Source organism: Microcoleus sp. S13_B4 (genome assembly GCF_036700885.1).
Lineage (GTDB): Bacteria > Cyanobacteriota > Cyanobacteriia > Cyanobacteriales > Microcoleaceae > Microcoleus.
The window spans coordinates 14,537-29,859 of sequence record NZ_JAUBPU010000033.1 but is presented as its reverse complement, the minus strand read 5'-3'; the positions used below and the strand labels follow the sequence as shown (position 1 = coordinate 29,859).

The following is a 15,323-nucleotide window of genomic DNA, read 5'->3' as shown; positions in this document are numbered from 1 at the left end:
TTGCGATCGGTAGAATAACAATGACTATCAACTTAGCTGGCTATCAATTCGTTGAAACCCTCCACAGCGGGATAAGAACTTCAGTCGATCGCGCTCGGAAGCAGTCGGAGGTTTCCAGCGTTATCATCAAAACGCTAAAGGCTGAGTATCCCACTCTCTCTGACATCACCCGCTTGCGGCATGAATATCAAATTCTGCACAGCTTGAACGTAGAAGCGATTATCAAACCCATTAGTTTAGAAAGCTATAAAAACGGCTTAGCACTGATATTAGAAGATTCAGGCTCAGAGTCTCTAAACGATTGGATGAATGGTCAAAAACTCGCAATTCTTCAATTTCTTTCCATAGCCCTCCAGCTTGTCTCTGCCTTAGTAGAAATCCATAAAAATAACATTATCCATAAAGATGTCAAGCCACAAAATATTATCATCAACCCAGTCACAGAAAAAGTTCAACTCATTGATTTTAGCATCGCTTCCCGCCTAGAGCGAGAAAATCCAGCACTGTCCCATCCAGACTTGCTCGAAGGTACCCTGGCTTATATGTCGCCAGAACAAACCGGCAGAATGAATCGGTCAATTGACTACCGCACTGACTTTTATTCATTAGGCGTTACCTTCTATGAAATGCTGACCGGAGAGTTACCTTTTAACGCCCTAGAGCCCCTGGAATTAGTACACAGCCACATTGCCAAAACTCCGATTCCCCCTCACCAGCTCAATCCTGAAATCCCCCCACAAATTTCAGCGATCGCCATGAAATTATTAGCCAAAAACGCTGAAGACCGCTATCAAAGCGCTGAAGGGCTAAAATTTGACTTAGAAACCTGTCTGGTCAACCTACAGGCTACCGGATCTATTTCCAACTTTGTTGCCGGCAGTGCTGACAAAGCAGGACTATTGAATATACCGCAAAAGCTCTACGGTCGCGAACCCGAAGTTAATAGGCTTCTGGAAACGTTCGATCGCGTAGCAAGTGGCACCACCGAACTCATGCTCGTTTCCGGTTATTCAGGGATAGGCAAAACAGTTTTGGTGAATGAAGTTCACAAACCCATCGTGCGGCAACGGGGTTATTTTATTGCGGGGAAATTCGACCAGTTCAAGCGAAATATTCCTTATGCTTCTCTTATTCAAGCATTCCAGTCCTTAATTGTGCAACTGTTAACCGAAGGCGAAGCAGAAATTCATATTTGGAAAGAAAAACTGTTATCCGCTTTAGGCGTTAACGGCCAAGTCATCGTTGACGTTATTCCTGAAGTAGAACTGATTATCGGCAAACAGCCCCCCATACAGCAACTAGCACCCACTGAATCTCAAAACCGTTTTAGTCGAGTCTTTAAACAATTTATTGGTGTATTTACAACCATTGCACACCCCCTGGTTGTATTTCTAGATGACTTGCAATGGGCCGATTTAGCATCTCTAAAATTAATCGAACTGCTGATGACAGATCCCGATAGCAAATATTTATTGCTGATTGGTGCCTATCGAGATAACGAAGTTTTTCCCACTCATCCAACGATTCAAACGATTGATAAAATTCAACAAACCGGTGCCACTGTCAGTAATATCGTACTCGGTTCGTTACAACTCGTTCATGTTACAGAATTAATCGACGATACTTTCAATGATGAATTAGTTAGGTCAGAATCTCAGTCAGTAGAGACGCAAAATTTTGCATCTCTACTGTTCAATAAAACTCAGGGAAATCCCTTTTTCTTAACTCAACTGCTCAAAACCCTTTACCAAGAAGATTTGCTGATTTATAACTTATATTCAAGTCAGTGGCAGTGGAACATCGAGCAAATTCAAGCCATTGGTATCACCGATTATAACGTGGTCGAGCTGATTGCCAGAAATATTCGCAAACTGTCCTCCGATACCCAGAAAGTCTTAAAATTGGCAGCTTGTATTGGCAACACATTTAACTTAGAAGTCTTGAGCGTTGTCAATGAGGAATCCTCTTTAGTCACGGCTGCACAGTTGTGGTCAGCACTTCAGGCTGGGTTGATTTTACCCTTGAGCAATGAGTACAAAATTCCGCTCGTATTTACTCAGGAAGAATCGGGCGGGTTTAGTTTAACTGATGTCAAGGTTGACTACAAATTTTTACATGACAGAGTTCAGCAAGCCGCTTATTCTCTGATTCCCGACGACCAGAAAAAACAAACTCACCTGAAAATCGGGAAGTTACTACTACAAAATATAACGGCTGAAGAGCGAAAAGAAAATATCTTTGCTTTAGTCAACCAACTGAATTACGGCGCAGATTTACTGATTTCAAAGTTGGAAAAATACGAACTTGCCCAACTCAACCTTATAGCAGGTCAAAAAGCGAAAGCGGCAACAGCCTACGAGTCTGCCGCCAAATATTTGAATGTGGGTTTGGGACTCCTCGCCACAAATAGCTGGGAGAACCAGTATGACCTGACACTTAATCTTTATGTGGAAACAGCGGCAGTGGAATTTCTCACCACCAATTTCTCGCGAGCAGAAATACTTTCAGACGTTGTTTTATTACAAGCTAAGACTCTGCTAGATAGAGTCCAAGTGTACGAAACAAAGATGCAGTATTATATCGCTCAAAACCAAATGCAAGCCGCGTTAAATACAGGACTGCAATTGCTGAAATTGCTAGAAGTCTCACTGTCAAATGAACCAAATCAAGTGACTAAATTGAGCTTAGGTGGCAAACGGATTGAAGAGTTAGCCGATCTGCCAGAAATGCTCGACCCTTATAAAATAGCAGCCTTGCGAGTTTTAATTAATTTGGTTCCTCCCGTTTACATTGCGGCTCCCGAACTTTACCCCCATGTTGTTATAGAAATGACAAATCTCTGTCTTAAATATGGCAATTATTCCTGGTCGGCATATGCCTATGTTCTTTATGGAATGCTTTTGTGTGGAGTCTTTGAAGAGATGGATTCTGGATATCAATTTGGTCAACTAGGATTAAAGTTATTAAATCAATTCAATGCCAAGGAAATAACAGCTCGAATTTACGAAACATTTAATTATTTTATTAGGCACTGGAAAGAGCCTGCTATTAATACTATTGAACAGTTAAGAGAGGGAGTTCAAATAGGTTTGGAAACGGGAGATGTAGAATATGCTTGTTATTCGGCTTGTTTCTATTGCACTCACTTATTTTTTGTAGGTAAAAATTTGGAAACACTCGTTCAGGAACAAGCGCATTATATCGATATAATGCAAAAAAATAAACAAGAGTTCCAAAATATTTATGCGAAAATAGTTAGACAAACTTGTTTAAACTTAATGGAGCGTTCATCTGAGCCAACCCAATTAATCGGCGAAAGTTTCAATGAGAATGAAATGTTGCCGAGATTGATAGACATGAATAATTATATGGGAATTTATCCTATATATGTTTCTAAAGTCATTCTGCTTTACTTGTTTAAAAAATATGAAGAGGCTGCTGAAAATGCTGCTCTGGCAGAAAAATACGAACAAGGTGGACGAGGATTGATGTACAAGGTAGAACACAAGTTCTACTATTCTCTGGCTCTCTTGGCTTTATACATTACAGCACCCAAAAGCGAGCAAAAAAAATATCTAAGCCAAGTGGCATTGCATCAGAAACAAATGAAGTATTGGGCGTTATCTTCTCCCGCAAATTATCAGCATAAATACGATCTAGTTGAAGCAGAAAAGGCGCGAGTTCTGGGGCAGAAGGAGAAAGCAATGGATGATTACGATCGCGCTATTGCTGGAGCCAATGAGCACGAATATCTTCAAGAAGAAGCCTTAGCTAATGAATTAGCAGCAGAATTTCATCTTTCCGTCGGTAGAGAAAAGATTGCTAAGACTTACATGACGGATGCCTATTATGGCTATATTCACTGGGGAGCTAAAGCTAAAGTAGCAGATTTAGAAGAACGATATCCGCAATTACTCGCCGCCGTGCTTCATCAAAAAAACAGCGAAAATGCCGACGAAACAATTATGCAGACGCTCCAGGGAACCATCACTTCCACCGGATCGGGAATTTCCGAGTTTCTGGATTTGGCAACGGTGATGAAAGCCTCTCAAGCGATTTCTGGTGAAATTATTCTGGCTAACTTGCTCGACAAGTTAATGAAAATTTTGATAGAGAATGCTGGCGCGGAAACTGGATTGCTCATCCTGTCAAAGAACGGGGAATTTTTCATAGAAGCAGCGGGAAATAAAGATGATGTGCGAGTGTTGCAATCTCTACCAACATCAAGCAGCCAGCACTTGCCTATATCGATACTGAATTACGTCGCCAGAACTCAGAAAGATGTCCTTTTAAACGATGCCAGTCGCGAGGGAACCTTTAACACTGACCCCTACATCACCCAACACCAAATAAAATCTATTCTGTGTACGCCGATCGTCTATCAAGGCAAACTCACTGCGATCCTTTACCTAGAAAATAACCTAACAGCGGGCGCTTTTACGCAGAAGCGGGTGGAAGTATTGCGGATGTTGTCAGGACAAGCTGCGATCGCCCTAGAAAATGCCAATCTCTATCACACCTTAGAAGTCAAAGTAGAAGAACGAACCGAGGAATTAAAAGCCAAAAATAGGCGCATGGAAATAGAAATTAAAGAGCGACAACGCGCCGAGCAAGTCGCCGAAGCGGCAAACCGCGCCAAGAGCCAATTTCTCGCTAACATGAGCCACGAACTTCGCACACCGCTCAATGGCATTTTAGGTTATACCCAAATCCTCAAGCGAGATAAAAATTTAACCAGTCCGCAAAATTCTGGTATTAACATCATTCACCAGTGCGGCGAACACCTGCTGACTCTGATCAATGATGTTCTAGACATCTCCAAAATTGAAGCCGGAAAAATGGAACTCTACCTCACCGAGTTTCGCCTGTCGGACTTTCTCCAAGGCATTGCTGAAATCTGCCGGGTTCGCGCGCAACAGAAGGGAATCTCTTTGATTTACGAACCGCTAACTCAACTTCCCACTTGCGTCCGCGGCGATGAAAAAAGGTTGCGGCAAATTCTGATCAACTTACTCGGCAATGCCGTAAAATTCACCGAAAAAGGAGGCGTTACTTTCAAAGTAGACTCCGTGAGGACGGGGCAATCTGTATCATCACCAATGGGCGATAACCAATCCCTAATAGCTAAAATTCGTTTCCAAGTAGAAGATACGGGCATTGGCATCGAACCGGAGCAAGTGTCAAAGATATTTTTGCCCTTCGAGCAAGTCACCGGGTCAGTTCGCCAGACAGAGGGAACCGGATTGGGACTCGCAATTAGTCGCCAATTAGTGGAGATGATGGGCGGCGAACTGAAAGTAGAAAGCTCTTTAGGTAAAGGCAGTAATTTCTGGTTTGAGTTAGAAATACCCGTTGCTGAAAACTGGGAAAGCCATCAAAAAGAACCTGAAAAAATTATCAGGAGTTTCTTAGGGGAGCGACGGAAACTTCTAGTGGTTGACGACCGCTGGGAAAATCGCTCTGTTATCGTTAATCTTTTAAGTCCCATTGGCTTTGAATTGATGGAGGCAATCGACGGTGAAGACTGCCTGAATAAAGCACTGTCATTTCAACCCGACTGTATTATAATTGACTTAGTAATGCCAGTGATGGACGGCTTTGAAGCGGTGCGGCGGCTCAGAAAAATTCCTGCCTTGAAGGATGTAATTGCGATCGGAACTTCAGCTAGCATTTTAGCCGTCGATTCCCAGGGGATTTTCCAGGCTGGTTGCAACGCTTTCCTCCTAAAACCAATTCGGGCAGAACAACTGTTAGAATGCTTGGGCGAGCATTTAGGGCTAGAATGGATTTATGAGGAGCGAACAACTTTCAGTTCAGAAGGTATCTTCACACATCCCCCTTCCCTAATCCAAGACCAACAACTGATTGCTCCCCCTTCGGAAGAAGTTGCAGTCTTGTTCGATTTAGCCATGAAAGGTGAACTCCTCAGTATTGAGGAGCGAGCCAGCAAGCTGAAAGCAATAGATATGCGTTATGCACCTTTTGCCAATCAGTTGCTTGAATTAACTAAAAACTTTGAAGAGGACAAATTAGTAGAATTTGTTCAACAGTTTAGATGAGGAATAAGAATGAGTAGCGAATCTTTAAACAGAGGAACCATTTTAATTGTGGATGATACGCCCACTAATTTGGGTTCAATATTAGATTTTTTGAGCGCATCTGGCTTCACTGTTTGGGTAGCTCGCAGTGGGTCTAGCGCTCTCAAAAAAGTGCAATATTCCCAGCCTGATTTAATTTTGTTGGATGTTTTGATGCCAGAAATGGACGGCTTTGAGACCTGCCAAAACCTGAAAGCGAATGAGTTAACTAAAGACATCCCAGTCATTTTTATGACCGCGCTGGACGATACAGAAAGCAAAGTCAAAGGCTTTAATGTGGGGGGAGTTGATTATATCACTAAGCCCCTTCAACACGCAGAGGTTTTAGCTCGCGCTATCACGCACCTGAATCTGCGAAATCTAACTAAAAAGCTTCAGGCACAAATTGTCGAGCGCGAGCGAGCGCAAGCCGACCTGCAAGTTTTGACACAAGAGCTAGAGACGCGAGTAGAAGAGCGCACCGCTGAACTTTCCCAAACGAATGCACGCCTCAAGCAGGAGGCTGCTGAACGCAAGCTTGCAGAAGCAGCTTTGCAAGCATCGGAAGCGCGAGAGCGGCACAAAGCCCTACAGCTCGAAAATTCCCTGCACGAACTCAAGCAAGTGCAAAGCCAGCTCATTCAGAGCGAAAAAATGTCCGGGCTAGGCCAACTCGTAGCTGGCGTAGCTCATGAAATCAATAATCCAATTAATTTTATTTATGGAAATCTTTCCTATGCTCTGGAATATTCAAAAGCTTTGGTCACTATCATTAACCTCTACGAAGAACACTATCCTAATCCGGCTCCAGATATACAAGCAGAAATCGCAGCAAGCGAGCTAGATTATCTCAAAGACGACTTGCCTAAATTGTTCAAATCGATGTACTTAGGAGCCGATCGCATCCGCGAAATCGTTTTATCTTTGCGCCTCTTCGCACGGCAAGAAGGATATGAAATGAGAGCGGTCAACCTTCACGAAGGCATCGACAGCACGCTGATGATTTTACAGAGTCGGCTAAAATTTAAGTCAGACCGTCCCTCGATTGAAGTGGTGCGGGACTATTGCCCAAACCTGCCCGAAGTGGACTGTTATGGGGGAGAAATGAATCAGGTATTTATGAATGTACTTGCAAATGCGATCGATGCTATTGACGAGTGGAACAAGCAGAGATCGCTAGAAGAAATTAAAGCGAATCCTAGCGTGATTCGGATTAGCACAGAAGTAACAAGCAACAATTGCGTAGCTGTCCGAATTGTGGACAATGGGCCAGGGATCTCGGAAGAGGTTCGTCGCCACGTATTTAACCCGTTTTTTACAACAAAACCCCCCGGTAAGGGTACAGGGATTGGGTTGTCGATTAGCTGGCAAATTGTAGTGGAAAAACACCGGGGAAGCTTAGAGTGTAATTCTGCACCAGGCAGGGGAACAGAGTTTACAATTCAGATTCCGATTCAGCAGGAGTCTCCTGTCTTGTCGCTGTCAGGTTGATGCTCTGCAAAAAAGTTAGTGAATCCATAGGGTTAATTTTTTAAACGACTCCCCAATCTAGCAAGCTTAACAAAAGTTGTGTGGCCGCTGCTTGTCAAGTTTCCTCACCAACGCTCGTCATCCCAGGGGCTATACATAGCAGATATATTTTGAGTGAGAGCTTTGCAGTAGCCCAGAAGCGCTACTGCCAACCCCATACTACAAAACTCCTTTAGAACTCGGAATCCGAGTGGCGCGCCGCGGATCGATTTCTACCGCCATCCGCAGAGCTCGCGCAAATGCCTTAAACGCCGCTTCTACAATGTGATGAGAATTTCCGCCCTGCAACTGTCGAATGTGCAGTGTCATTTGAGTGTGGTTCACCACCGCCGAAAAAAACTCTCTCACTAATTCAGTATCGTAAGTGCCGATCCGCTGGTTGGGAATTTCCAAGCTGTAACTTAAGTGAGGCCGTCCCGAAAAGTCTAGCACTACTTCAATTAAAGCTTCATCCAAAGGTGCAATGAAATGCCCGAAGCGAGAAATGCCCGATCGATCACCGACAGCTTTTGCCAGGGCTTGGCCTAAGGTAATTCCCACATCCTCGTTGGTGTGGTGGTCATCTATCTCCAAATCACCGATCGCCTGCACGTCCAAATCGATCAATCCGTGAGAAGCAATCTGGTGCAACATATGGTCTAAAAACGGAATCCCCGTAGACGCCTTGCAAGTTCCTACACCGTCGAGATTGAGGCTGGCCGTGACATCCGTTTCTAGTGTCGTGCGTTTCACCAAGGCGGCCCTAGCTGGTTGAACTGAACTTGTAGGAGGCACAGAAGGGCGATCTATTATCTCCATAATTCGCAATGGGTCATTCATTAGTTATTGATAATTAGTAATTGAAGATTACAGCTCGATCGGCGCTGATTTTCAAGTGTTTAGTTAAGAGAATTATGCAAAACTAAAAACTCTCGAAACGGGCGGGTTTTGCATAAAACTTACTTGTTATAGTTAAAGTTTATTGTCTCAACCCGCCCCTACATAACTCAAAATTCTCGACAACTGTTACATTCCCATGATTTCGTAACCGGCATCGACATACAAAACTTGACCCGTAATCCCGCTAGCGAGATTGCTGCACAGAAAAGCCGCAGCATTTCCGACTTCCTGCTGAGTCACCGTCCGCCGCAGTGGCGCCACTTCCTCAACGTGGTGGATCATGTCCAGAATACCGCCAACTGCTGACGAAGCCAGAGTCCGAATTGGGCCCGAAGAAATCGCATTTACCCGAATATTTAACGGGCCCAGTTCAGCAGCCAGATAACGAACATTCATTTCCAAAGCCGCCTTAGCAATTCCCATCACATTATAATTAGGAACTACCCGGACGCCGCCCAAATAAGTCAGCGTCACAATACTGCCACCCTCGGCCATCAGGGGTTTAGCAGCAGCACAAAGCCGCACCAGCGAGTAAGCGCTAATATCCAAAGCATTGGAGAAACCTTGACGCGAGGTGTTGGTGAAATCTCCTGAAAGTTCGTCCTTGCCGGCAAAAGCCAGACAGTGGATCAGGACATCTAACTTGCCCCACTTGTCGGCGATGGTTTGAAAAGTAGACTCAATTTCGCTCTCGTCTTGGACATTGCAGGGCAAATACAGACTGGGATTGAGCGGTTCCACCAGTTCAGCGACTTTGCGCTCGTGCTTGCCTTTTTCGTCCTTCAAATAAGTTATGCCGAGGTTGGCCCCAGCTTTGTGGAGCTGCTGAGCAATGCCCCAGGCGATCGAGCGATTGTTGGCAATGCCCGTAACAAGAGCATTTTTTCCGGTCAAATCTATCATCTGTATTTCTTCTAGAAGCAACTAGCACCGTTCTCATTGGCTCTATGCGACAACCCCGCCAGTTTAGACACAACTGATTCAGATTTAACTGATTCAGACACAATTGAGACACAATTGAGACACAATTGATATTAATTTTGCTGTGGAGCTACATGGGGGCGGAATTGAAAAAGTTAAGAGAAGGGCTAGATTTAATCATACAGTGCGTGTTTACCTTAACATTAGATGGAAGTAACCGAATCCTTGGATATTGGAGGTTGGGCAGTATATTTACTCAATAAGGTTAATCGGCAAGTTATAAAGTATTGATTAGTACAAAGGATCTAGTCGTGACGCATGATAGACCGCTAGCAGCCGTGTTCCGCCAAATCAGCGGCGGGGCGTTTCCACCCATTGTGGAAACCTTTGAACGGGGCAAGACAATTTTTTTCCCTGGAGACCCGGCTGAGCGCGTCTACGTTCTCATCAAAGGTGCTGTCAAGCTCTCCAGGGTGTACGAAGCAGGGGAAGAAATTACAGTCGCCCTCCTGCGCGAAAATAGCGTATTTGGGGTGCTGTCTCTGATTACGGGACACCGATCGGACAGGTTTTACCACGCGGTAGCCTTTACGCCGGTGGAATTGATCTCGTTGCCGATCGAACAAGTCGAGAAAGCGCTCAAGGAAGACCCGGAATTGTCGATGGTGATGCTGCGGGGACTGTCCTCTCGGATTTTGCAAACCGAGATGATGATCGAAACGCTGGCTCACCGAGATATGGGTTCGAGACTCGTCAGCTTTTTGCTGATTCTGTGCCGGGATTTTGGCGTGCCCGGTACAGAGGGGATTACGATAGATTTGAAGCTGTCCCACCAGGCGATCGCCGAAGCGATCGGCTCGACGCGGGTAACTGTGACTCGTTTGCTCGGGGATCTCAGACAAGAAACCATGATCTCGATCCACAAGAAAAAGATCACAGTCCACAACCCGGTGGCCCTAAGCCAGCAATTCACTTGATGCCGAGAAAGTATAGGATTTTGGATTTTGGATTTTAGATTCAATCCAAAATCCAAAATCCAAAATCTAAAATCGGAATGACTGCTGGATACATCCTGGTATTTGTAATTTTAGTGTTGGGGGGTGTGATCGCCACTGTCAGCGATCGCCTTGGGACGAAAGTCGGCAAGGCAAGGTTGAGTTTGTTCAAACTTCGCCCCCGCGATACTGCTGTTGTTGTGACAGTGATGGCCGGCAGCATCCTGTCAGCACTGACTCTGGGCATTATGTTTGCTACTAGCAAGCCACTGCGAACGGGAGTTTTTAGAATAGACGAGATTCAAAAAAGGCTCAACAACGCCCGCAGAGAAATCAACCAGGCCACTCAAGAAAAAAATCGAGTTGAAACTGAATTAGCTCAAGCCAGAGCCGCTCAAGCGCAAGCTAGAGCCAATTTAGAGCAAATTAATCAATCCCTCCAAGCAGCTAATGCTGAGCAAGCTCGGACGCAAACAAAATTAAACTCGCTGCGGGCCCAGCTCAACAGCGTGCAAGCAGCCAAGTCTAAAACTGAACAGCAGTTAAGTCAGGTAGAAGCGGCTAAATCCCAGACAGAAGAACAGCTCAGCAGTGTGGAAGCGGCTAAATCCCGCACCGAAGAACAATTGAAACTGGTTGAAACTGCCCGATCGAGTACAAAAGCTCAGCTCGATCGCACCGAGAACCAATTGAAAACAGTTTCTGCTCAAAAAACGACTTTAGGAGCGGAAATCGCCCAACTGCAAGAGGAACGCCAACAGTTAATCGGGCAGGTAAAAACTCAAATTGCCCAGCGCGATCAAGAAATTGCCAAGCGAGAGAGAGAAATTGCCAAGCGAGACGCAGAAATTGTTGATCGCAACGAGCTAATTGCCCAGCGAGACAAGGAAATTGCCCAGCGGGTGCAAAATCTCGCCGAGCGCGATCGAACTATTGTCGAGCGCGACAAAGTAATTGCCGAGAGGGAAGCACTCTTAGAAACCTTGGCACAGCAACAAACTCAACTCGAACAGCAACAAACTTTATTGCAGCAGCAAGTGCAAGTTTTGGAACGCGATTTTCAGGCAATCCGCGAGGGTACAGTTGCCATCAGGCGCGGTCAAATTTTAGCTGCTGGCGTCGTTCGCATTATCGAACCCGGTATGGCAAGCCGCGCGATCGATCGACTCTTGCAAGAAGCAAATAAAACCACCGTCGGACTCATGCAGCCACAAAATAAGAAGGTTAGAGACCAGGTTATTCAAATTACTAAAGCAGAAATCGATCAACTAATTAGTCAGGTTAAAGACGGTCAAGATTACGTGGTGCGGATTGTCGCCGGCGCTAATTACCTGCGGGAAGAAAAGGTAATTAAGGTATTTGCAGAAGCAGAAATCAATCGAGTGGTTTTCCGCGCTGGAGATGTGATTGCAGGGGTTGCTGTCGATCCCGTGATTTTGACCAACGAACAGGTACGGCAGCAGTTGCTGCAATTGATAGAAGCTTGTCAATTTCGCGCTCGCCTGATCGGTGTTGTCGGCGGTAGAGTCCAAGTTGCCGACAGTCAGATTGAAACTTTAGCTGGTTTTATCGATCGATTGCAGCAGTACGAGAAACCGCTAGACGTTCAGGCGATCGCCGCAGATGTCACTTACATCGCCGGCCCGCTTAAAATAGATTTAGTTGCTCTTGAAAAGGGAGTCGTTGTTTTCCGCACGGGACAACAAAAACAAGGCCCAGGAGATTTGAAGATTAAAAATTAAATTTGGTAATGGGTAATGGGTATTTGGTAACTGACTATGATTTTAGGTTTCGATCCGGGTAAAGACAAGTGCGGCATCGCTGTAATGGGTATAGATAAGAACGTCTGCTACCATCAAGTTGTGCTGTCGGAAGCAGCGATATCTACTATTCAATCTCTGTGCGAACAGTTTTCTATTGAGTTATTGGTGATGGGAGATCAAACGACTTCTAAGAGTTGGAAACACAAACTGACGCAAAGTTTGTCGCCTGCGCTCAAAATTGTTCAGGTTGATGAGAGATACAGCAGTTTAGAAGCGAGGGAACGCTACTGGCAAATGTACCCTCCGACGGGAGTTCAGCGCTTAATTCCGAAGGGGATGCGAACGCCACCGAGACCAGTGGACGATATTGTGGCGATCGTCTTGATTGAGAGGTATTTGAACAAAAGTTAGTCAATTTTATAACCATTACCACTGATTCTCTTTAATTATTAAGGAATCAATAGGTTTTGGCTGGTAGTGAATTTTTCACTTAAATAAAATACACCCTAGATTTATCTAGTTGATCATTGAATAACAGTTAGTGCTACTTGATGACAGCCTCGGTCAAAATTACCTTACCATTCTGCCGGACTTGCAGGCGTTCGGGGTTTATCGAATAGATAATATTGCCGTTAGTCGCTTCATAAGTTCCGTCGTCATCTGTCGTTACTTGCATGACATTGATTTGGGTGCCATTTATCTTGCTGAGGCCGCGGTAAAAAATTTCGCCTTCCTGGGTTTTGCAAATGTATATAGAAAAGTTGGGCGTTGCGAAAAATTGCACCATTTGGGCCCTCGGACATCCCTCAACTTGAGCAATTTGCAGCGGTTGATTATTGCCCAAAGTGTTGGGTGCGATCGCCCGAACTTTCCCAATCGGTTGATTTAGTGCCGTTGCTTCTGCTGAGGCGGTTAAAAAGCCATGAAGCGAAGCTATCCCGAAGGGAATCGCACTAATGCCAGCCATAACTAGACTTACTTCTTTAATGCCCTTAACTCTATTTTTATAAAACATCTTGTCACTCCTGGTTTTAACTATATAATTACATCTTAAGCGATCTTTGTTCGCTCTGCGATTTTTAATAGAGTTATTGCGTAAATTTTTGATAAATAGGTCAACCGCAAATTTCAGGTCTATAAACACAGATAAACGCAGATAATTTGAAGATTGTTTTCTAGTTTGGCTATCGGGTCTAATGATTGGTCTAAGATTGATTATTGTAGTAAGAGTAGACTTGAATTGCCCAAGTCATTTTAATCAAATTTTAGGACGCTGCTCAAAGCCCATCCCACATTTTTTCTTGTGGAATGGGCTTTGAGCAGCGTCCTAATTATTTTTGCAATTCAAGTCTAGTTTCTTGCCTTGAGATTTTTAAATAAAAAGGGAAAGAGAAGATACAGTTTTCCTCCATTTCCCTTTTTTTGAATAATGACTCAAGTCCGATGCTGTGAACCTGGTAATTAATTAACTGCTGCCAACTGTTTGTCTTTGATTTCCACAGGCGCGGTTAATGCCTCTTCCAAATCCGCACAGCCGAGTTTTTCCTCCAAAATAGCCATCACTTCGCGGCCGAAATCATTGGAATTACGCTGCCAAGCTTCTAAACAAATTTGCCCGAAAAACGAACCCAAAGGTTCGGGATTCCACAGCAATTTGCGCGCCGTCCAAGGCATCAAACTCATGGGATCGTAACCAGGTTGCAGAATCTCCTGTTTAAAGGCGTATTCTTCTAAAATAGTGTGAGGCTGCAACCCGATAAAGAAAATCGCGGGTTCCACTTTATCGGCTCCAAAAATCCGCTCTAATTCTCGGTGATAAGCAATAGTTTGCCGGATGGTTTCAAAGGTTTCGTCTATGACGTTAAACGAGTAATTAACGGAAACTACATCTTTGTAACCGGCGGCTTTTAAATCGCGACAATTTTCCAAAACTACTCGCAAGTTATAGCCCATCCGCATTTTCCGAACCAGTTCCTGGGAACCGCTGGTGATGCCGATTTCAAAGTAATTCATCCCCGTTTTTACCATCAAATCGCACAATTCTGGTGTGAGATTGTCCGCACGGATGTAAGCGGCCCAGTGTATGTCGTCCATGCCGGCGGCGATGATTTTTTGCAATAATTCCACTGCATCGTCGATGAATTTGCGTGCTGGGATAAATTGAGCGTCGGTAAACCAGAAATTGCGGATACCTCGATCGTACAATTGCCGAATCTCTGCCACCACCTCATCCGCCGGATTGATCCGCACTTGTTTCCCTTCTATCACCGTATAAATGCAGTAACAGCAATTATGAGGACAGCCGCGCTTGGTTTGCACTCCGACGTAGAAGTCCATATCCTGTAGATAATAGGAAAATTCCGGCCAAATGGTTTCGATGTAGTTGTAATCGCAGGCTGTTTTCTCGATGTTGGCTGGCTTTTCGTGAATTAGCTTCGCGCGCGGCACAGTTTCTCCCACCACATAACATCTTTCTTCGGCCAAATCTTCGCCCTTAATCAACTTCTCCAGCAAAGCTTCGCCTTCCCCCACCGAAACCACAGTTCCTGTCGGCAAACTGCGGCCCAACTGCTCGTAAAACACGCTCACAGCACCGCCACCGACCACTGCACGAGCTTCGGGGCGGTATTTGCGGGCCCGCTTCAATCCGCGCTTAATCAGTCCCAAATTGCGCCAGAGTTCGGTGTAGTAAGACGCGGCTAAACGCAGTCCTCCGAGTGCTCCCCGGAACTTGATTAGCAGATTTTTGGCGTAGTAAAACTCGAAGGCATTTTGCAGCGGATTGCCACCCCTGCCGCCGACGGGCGCGTAAATTTGAATGTCCCGCCAAGAGAAAACCAGTAGAGTCGGCTTAAACTCGTCTATGCTGGCATCTAAAGCTTTAGCAAAATCCAGGGGGGGTACGGCACCTAAATCGAAAATGCGCTGTTCGACATCGGGAAAAAGCTTGTGTACGTGATCCGAAAGATACACAACTCCGATCGGAAAAATCGGATTGCAAGGGAGGCGAACGTACAGGACTCGGTTTTCTCGGTTTTCCATGATTGCCATATCCTAAAGTGGAACTTTTTCAGCTATGTTAATATTCTTTTAATATAACTTTACAATATATCTAATTTTCGCAATTTGACATTAAATATTCTTAAATTTTTCTATTT

Annotated in this window: 9 protein-coding genes; 5 read left to right on the top strand and 4 right to left on the bottom strand. The window is 44.8% G+C overall.

Translation table 11 applies throughout. From position 1 onward, the window contains the following. Positions 1 to 20 precede the first annotated feature (20 nt). On the top strand, positions 21 to 6,059 hold the full coding sequence (locus QT994_RS17525; RefSeq protein ID WP_333176511.1) for an AAA family ATPase: 6,039 nt from the start codon (positions 21 to 23) through the stop codon (positions 6,057 to 6,059). Positions 6,060 to 6,068: 9 nt separating this feature from the next. Beyond that, a complete protein-coding gene (locus QT994_RS17520; protein ID WP_333176509.1) occupies positions 6,069 to 7,568 on the top strand; it encodes a response regulator in 1,500 nt (499 codons plus the stop codon). 198 nt (positions 7,569 to 7,766) lie between these two features. On the opposite strand, the gene hisB is transcribed toward QT994_RS17520, so the two are convergent. Beyond that, positions 7,767 to 8,405, bottom strand: a complete 639-nt coding sequence (hisB, locus tag QT994_RS17515) for an imidazoleglycerol-phosphate dehydratase HisB (protein ID WP_333176549.1) — start codon at positions 8,403 to 8,405, stop codon at positions 7,767 to 7,769. A gap of 207 nt (positions 8,406 to 8,612) precedes the next feature. Beyond that, complete coding sequence (gene fabI, locus QT994_RS17510) at positions 8,613 to 9,389, bottom strand: enoyl-ACP reductase FabI (RefSeq protein ID WP_006634022.1); 777 nt, start codon at positions 9,387 to 9,389, stop codon at positions 8,613 to 8,615. A 329-nt stretch (positions 9,390 to 9,718) separates the two neighbouring features. Between fabI and ntcA the strand changes: the two genes are divergently transcribed. From ntcA to QT994_RS17495, 3 genes are all read left to right on the top strand, one after another. Beyond that, on the top strand, positions 9,719 to 10,384 hold the full coding sequence (gene ntcA, locus QT994_RS17505) for a global nitrogen regulator NtcA (protein WP_445176781.1): 666 nt from the start codon (positions 9,719 to 9,721) through the stop codon (positions 10,382 to 10,384). Between the two features lie 77 nt (positions 10,385 to 10,461). Continuing rightward, the gene (locus QT994_RS17500; RefSeq protein ID WP_333176507.1) at positions 10,462 to 12,144 is read left to right on the top strand and encodes a DUF3084 domain-containing protein; all 1,683 of its coding nucleotides are present in this window, start codon (positions 10,462 to 10,464) and stop codon (positions 12,142 to 12,144) included. A 36-nt stretch (positions 12,145 to 12,180) separates the two neighbouring features. Then, complete coding sequence (locus QT994_RS17495; RefSeq protein WP_333047740.1) at positions 12,181 to 12,576, top strand: pre-16S rRNA-processing nuclease YqgF; 396 nt, start codon at positions 12,181 to 12,183, stop codon at positions 12,574 to 12,576. 133 nt (positions 12,577 to 12,709) lie between these two features. Here QT994_RS17495 and QT994_RS17490 read toward each other — a convergent pair whose 3' ends face one another. Together QT994_RS17490 and QT994_RS17485 are read right to left on the bottom strand one after the other, a co-directional pair. Next, positions 12,710 to 13,180: a hypothetical protein gene (locus tag QT994_RS17490; RefSeq protein ID WP_333176505.1), complete on the bottom strand. Its 471-nt coding sequence runs from the start codon at positions 13,178 to 13,180 to the stop codon at positions 12,710 to 12,712. A 446-nt stretch (positions 13,181 to 13,626) separates the two neighbouring features. Beyond that, positions 13,627 to 15,207: a photosystem II high light acclimation radical SAM protein gene (locus QT994_RS17485; RefSeq protein WP_333176503.1), complete on the bottom strand. Its 1,581-nt coding sequence runs from the start codon at positions 15,205 to 15,207 to the stop codon at positions 13,627 to 13,629. Positions 15,208 to 15,323: the final 116 nt, after the last annotated feature.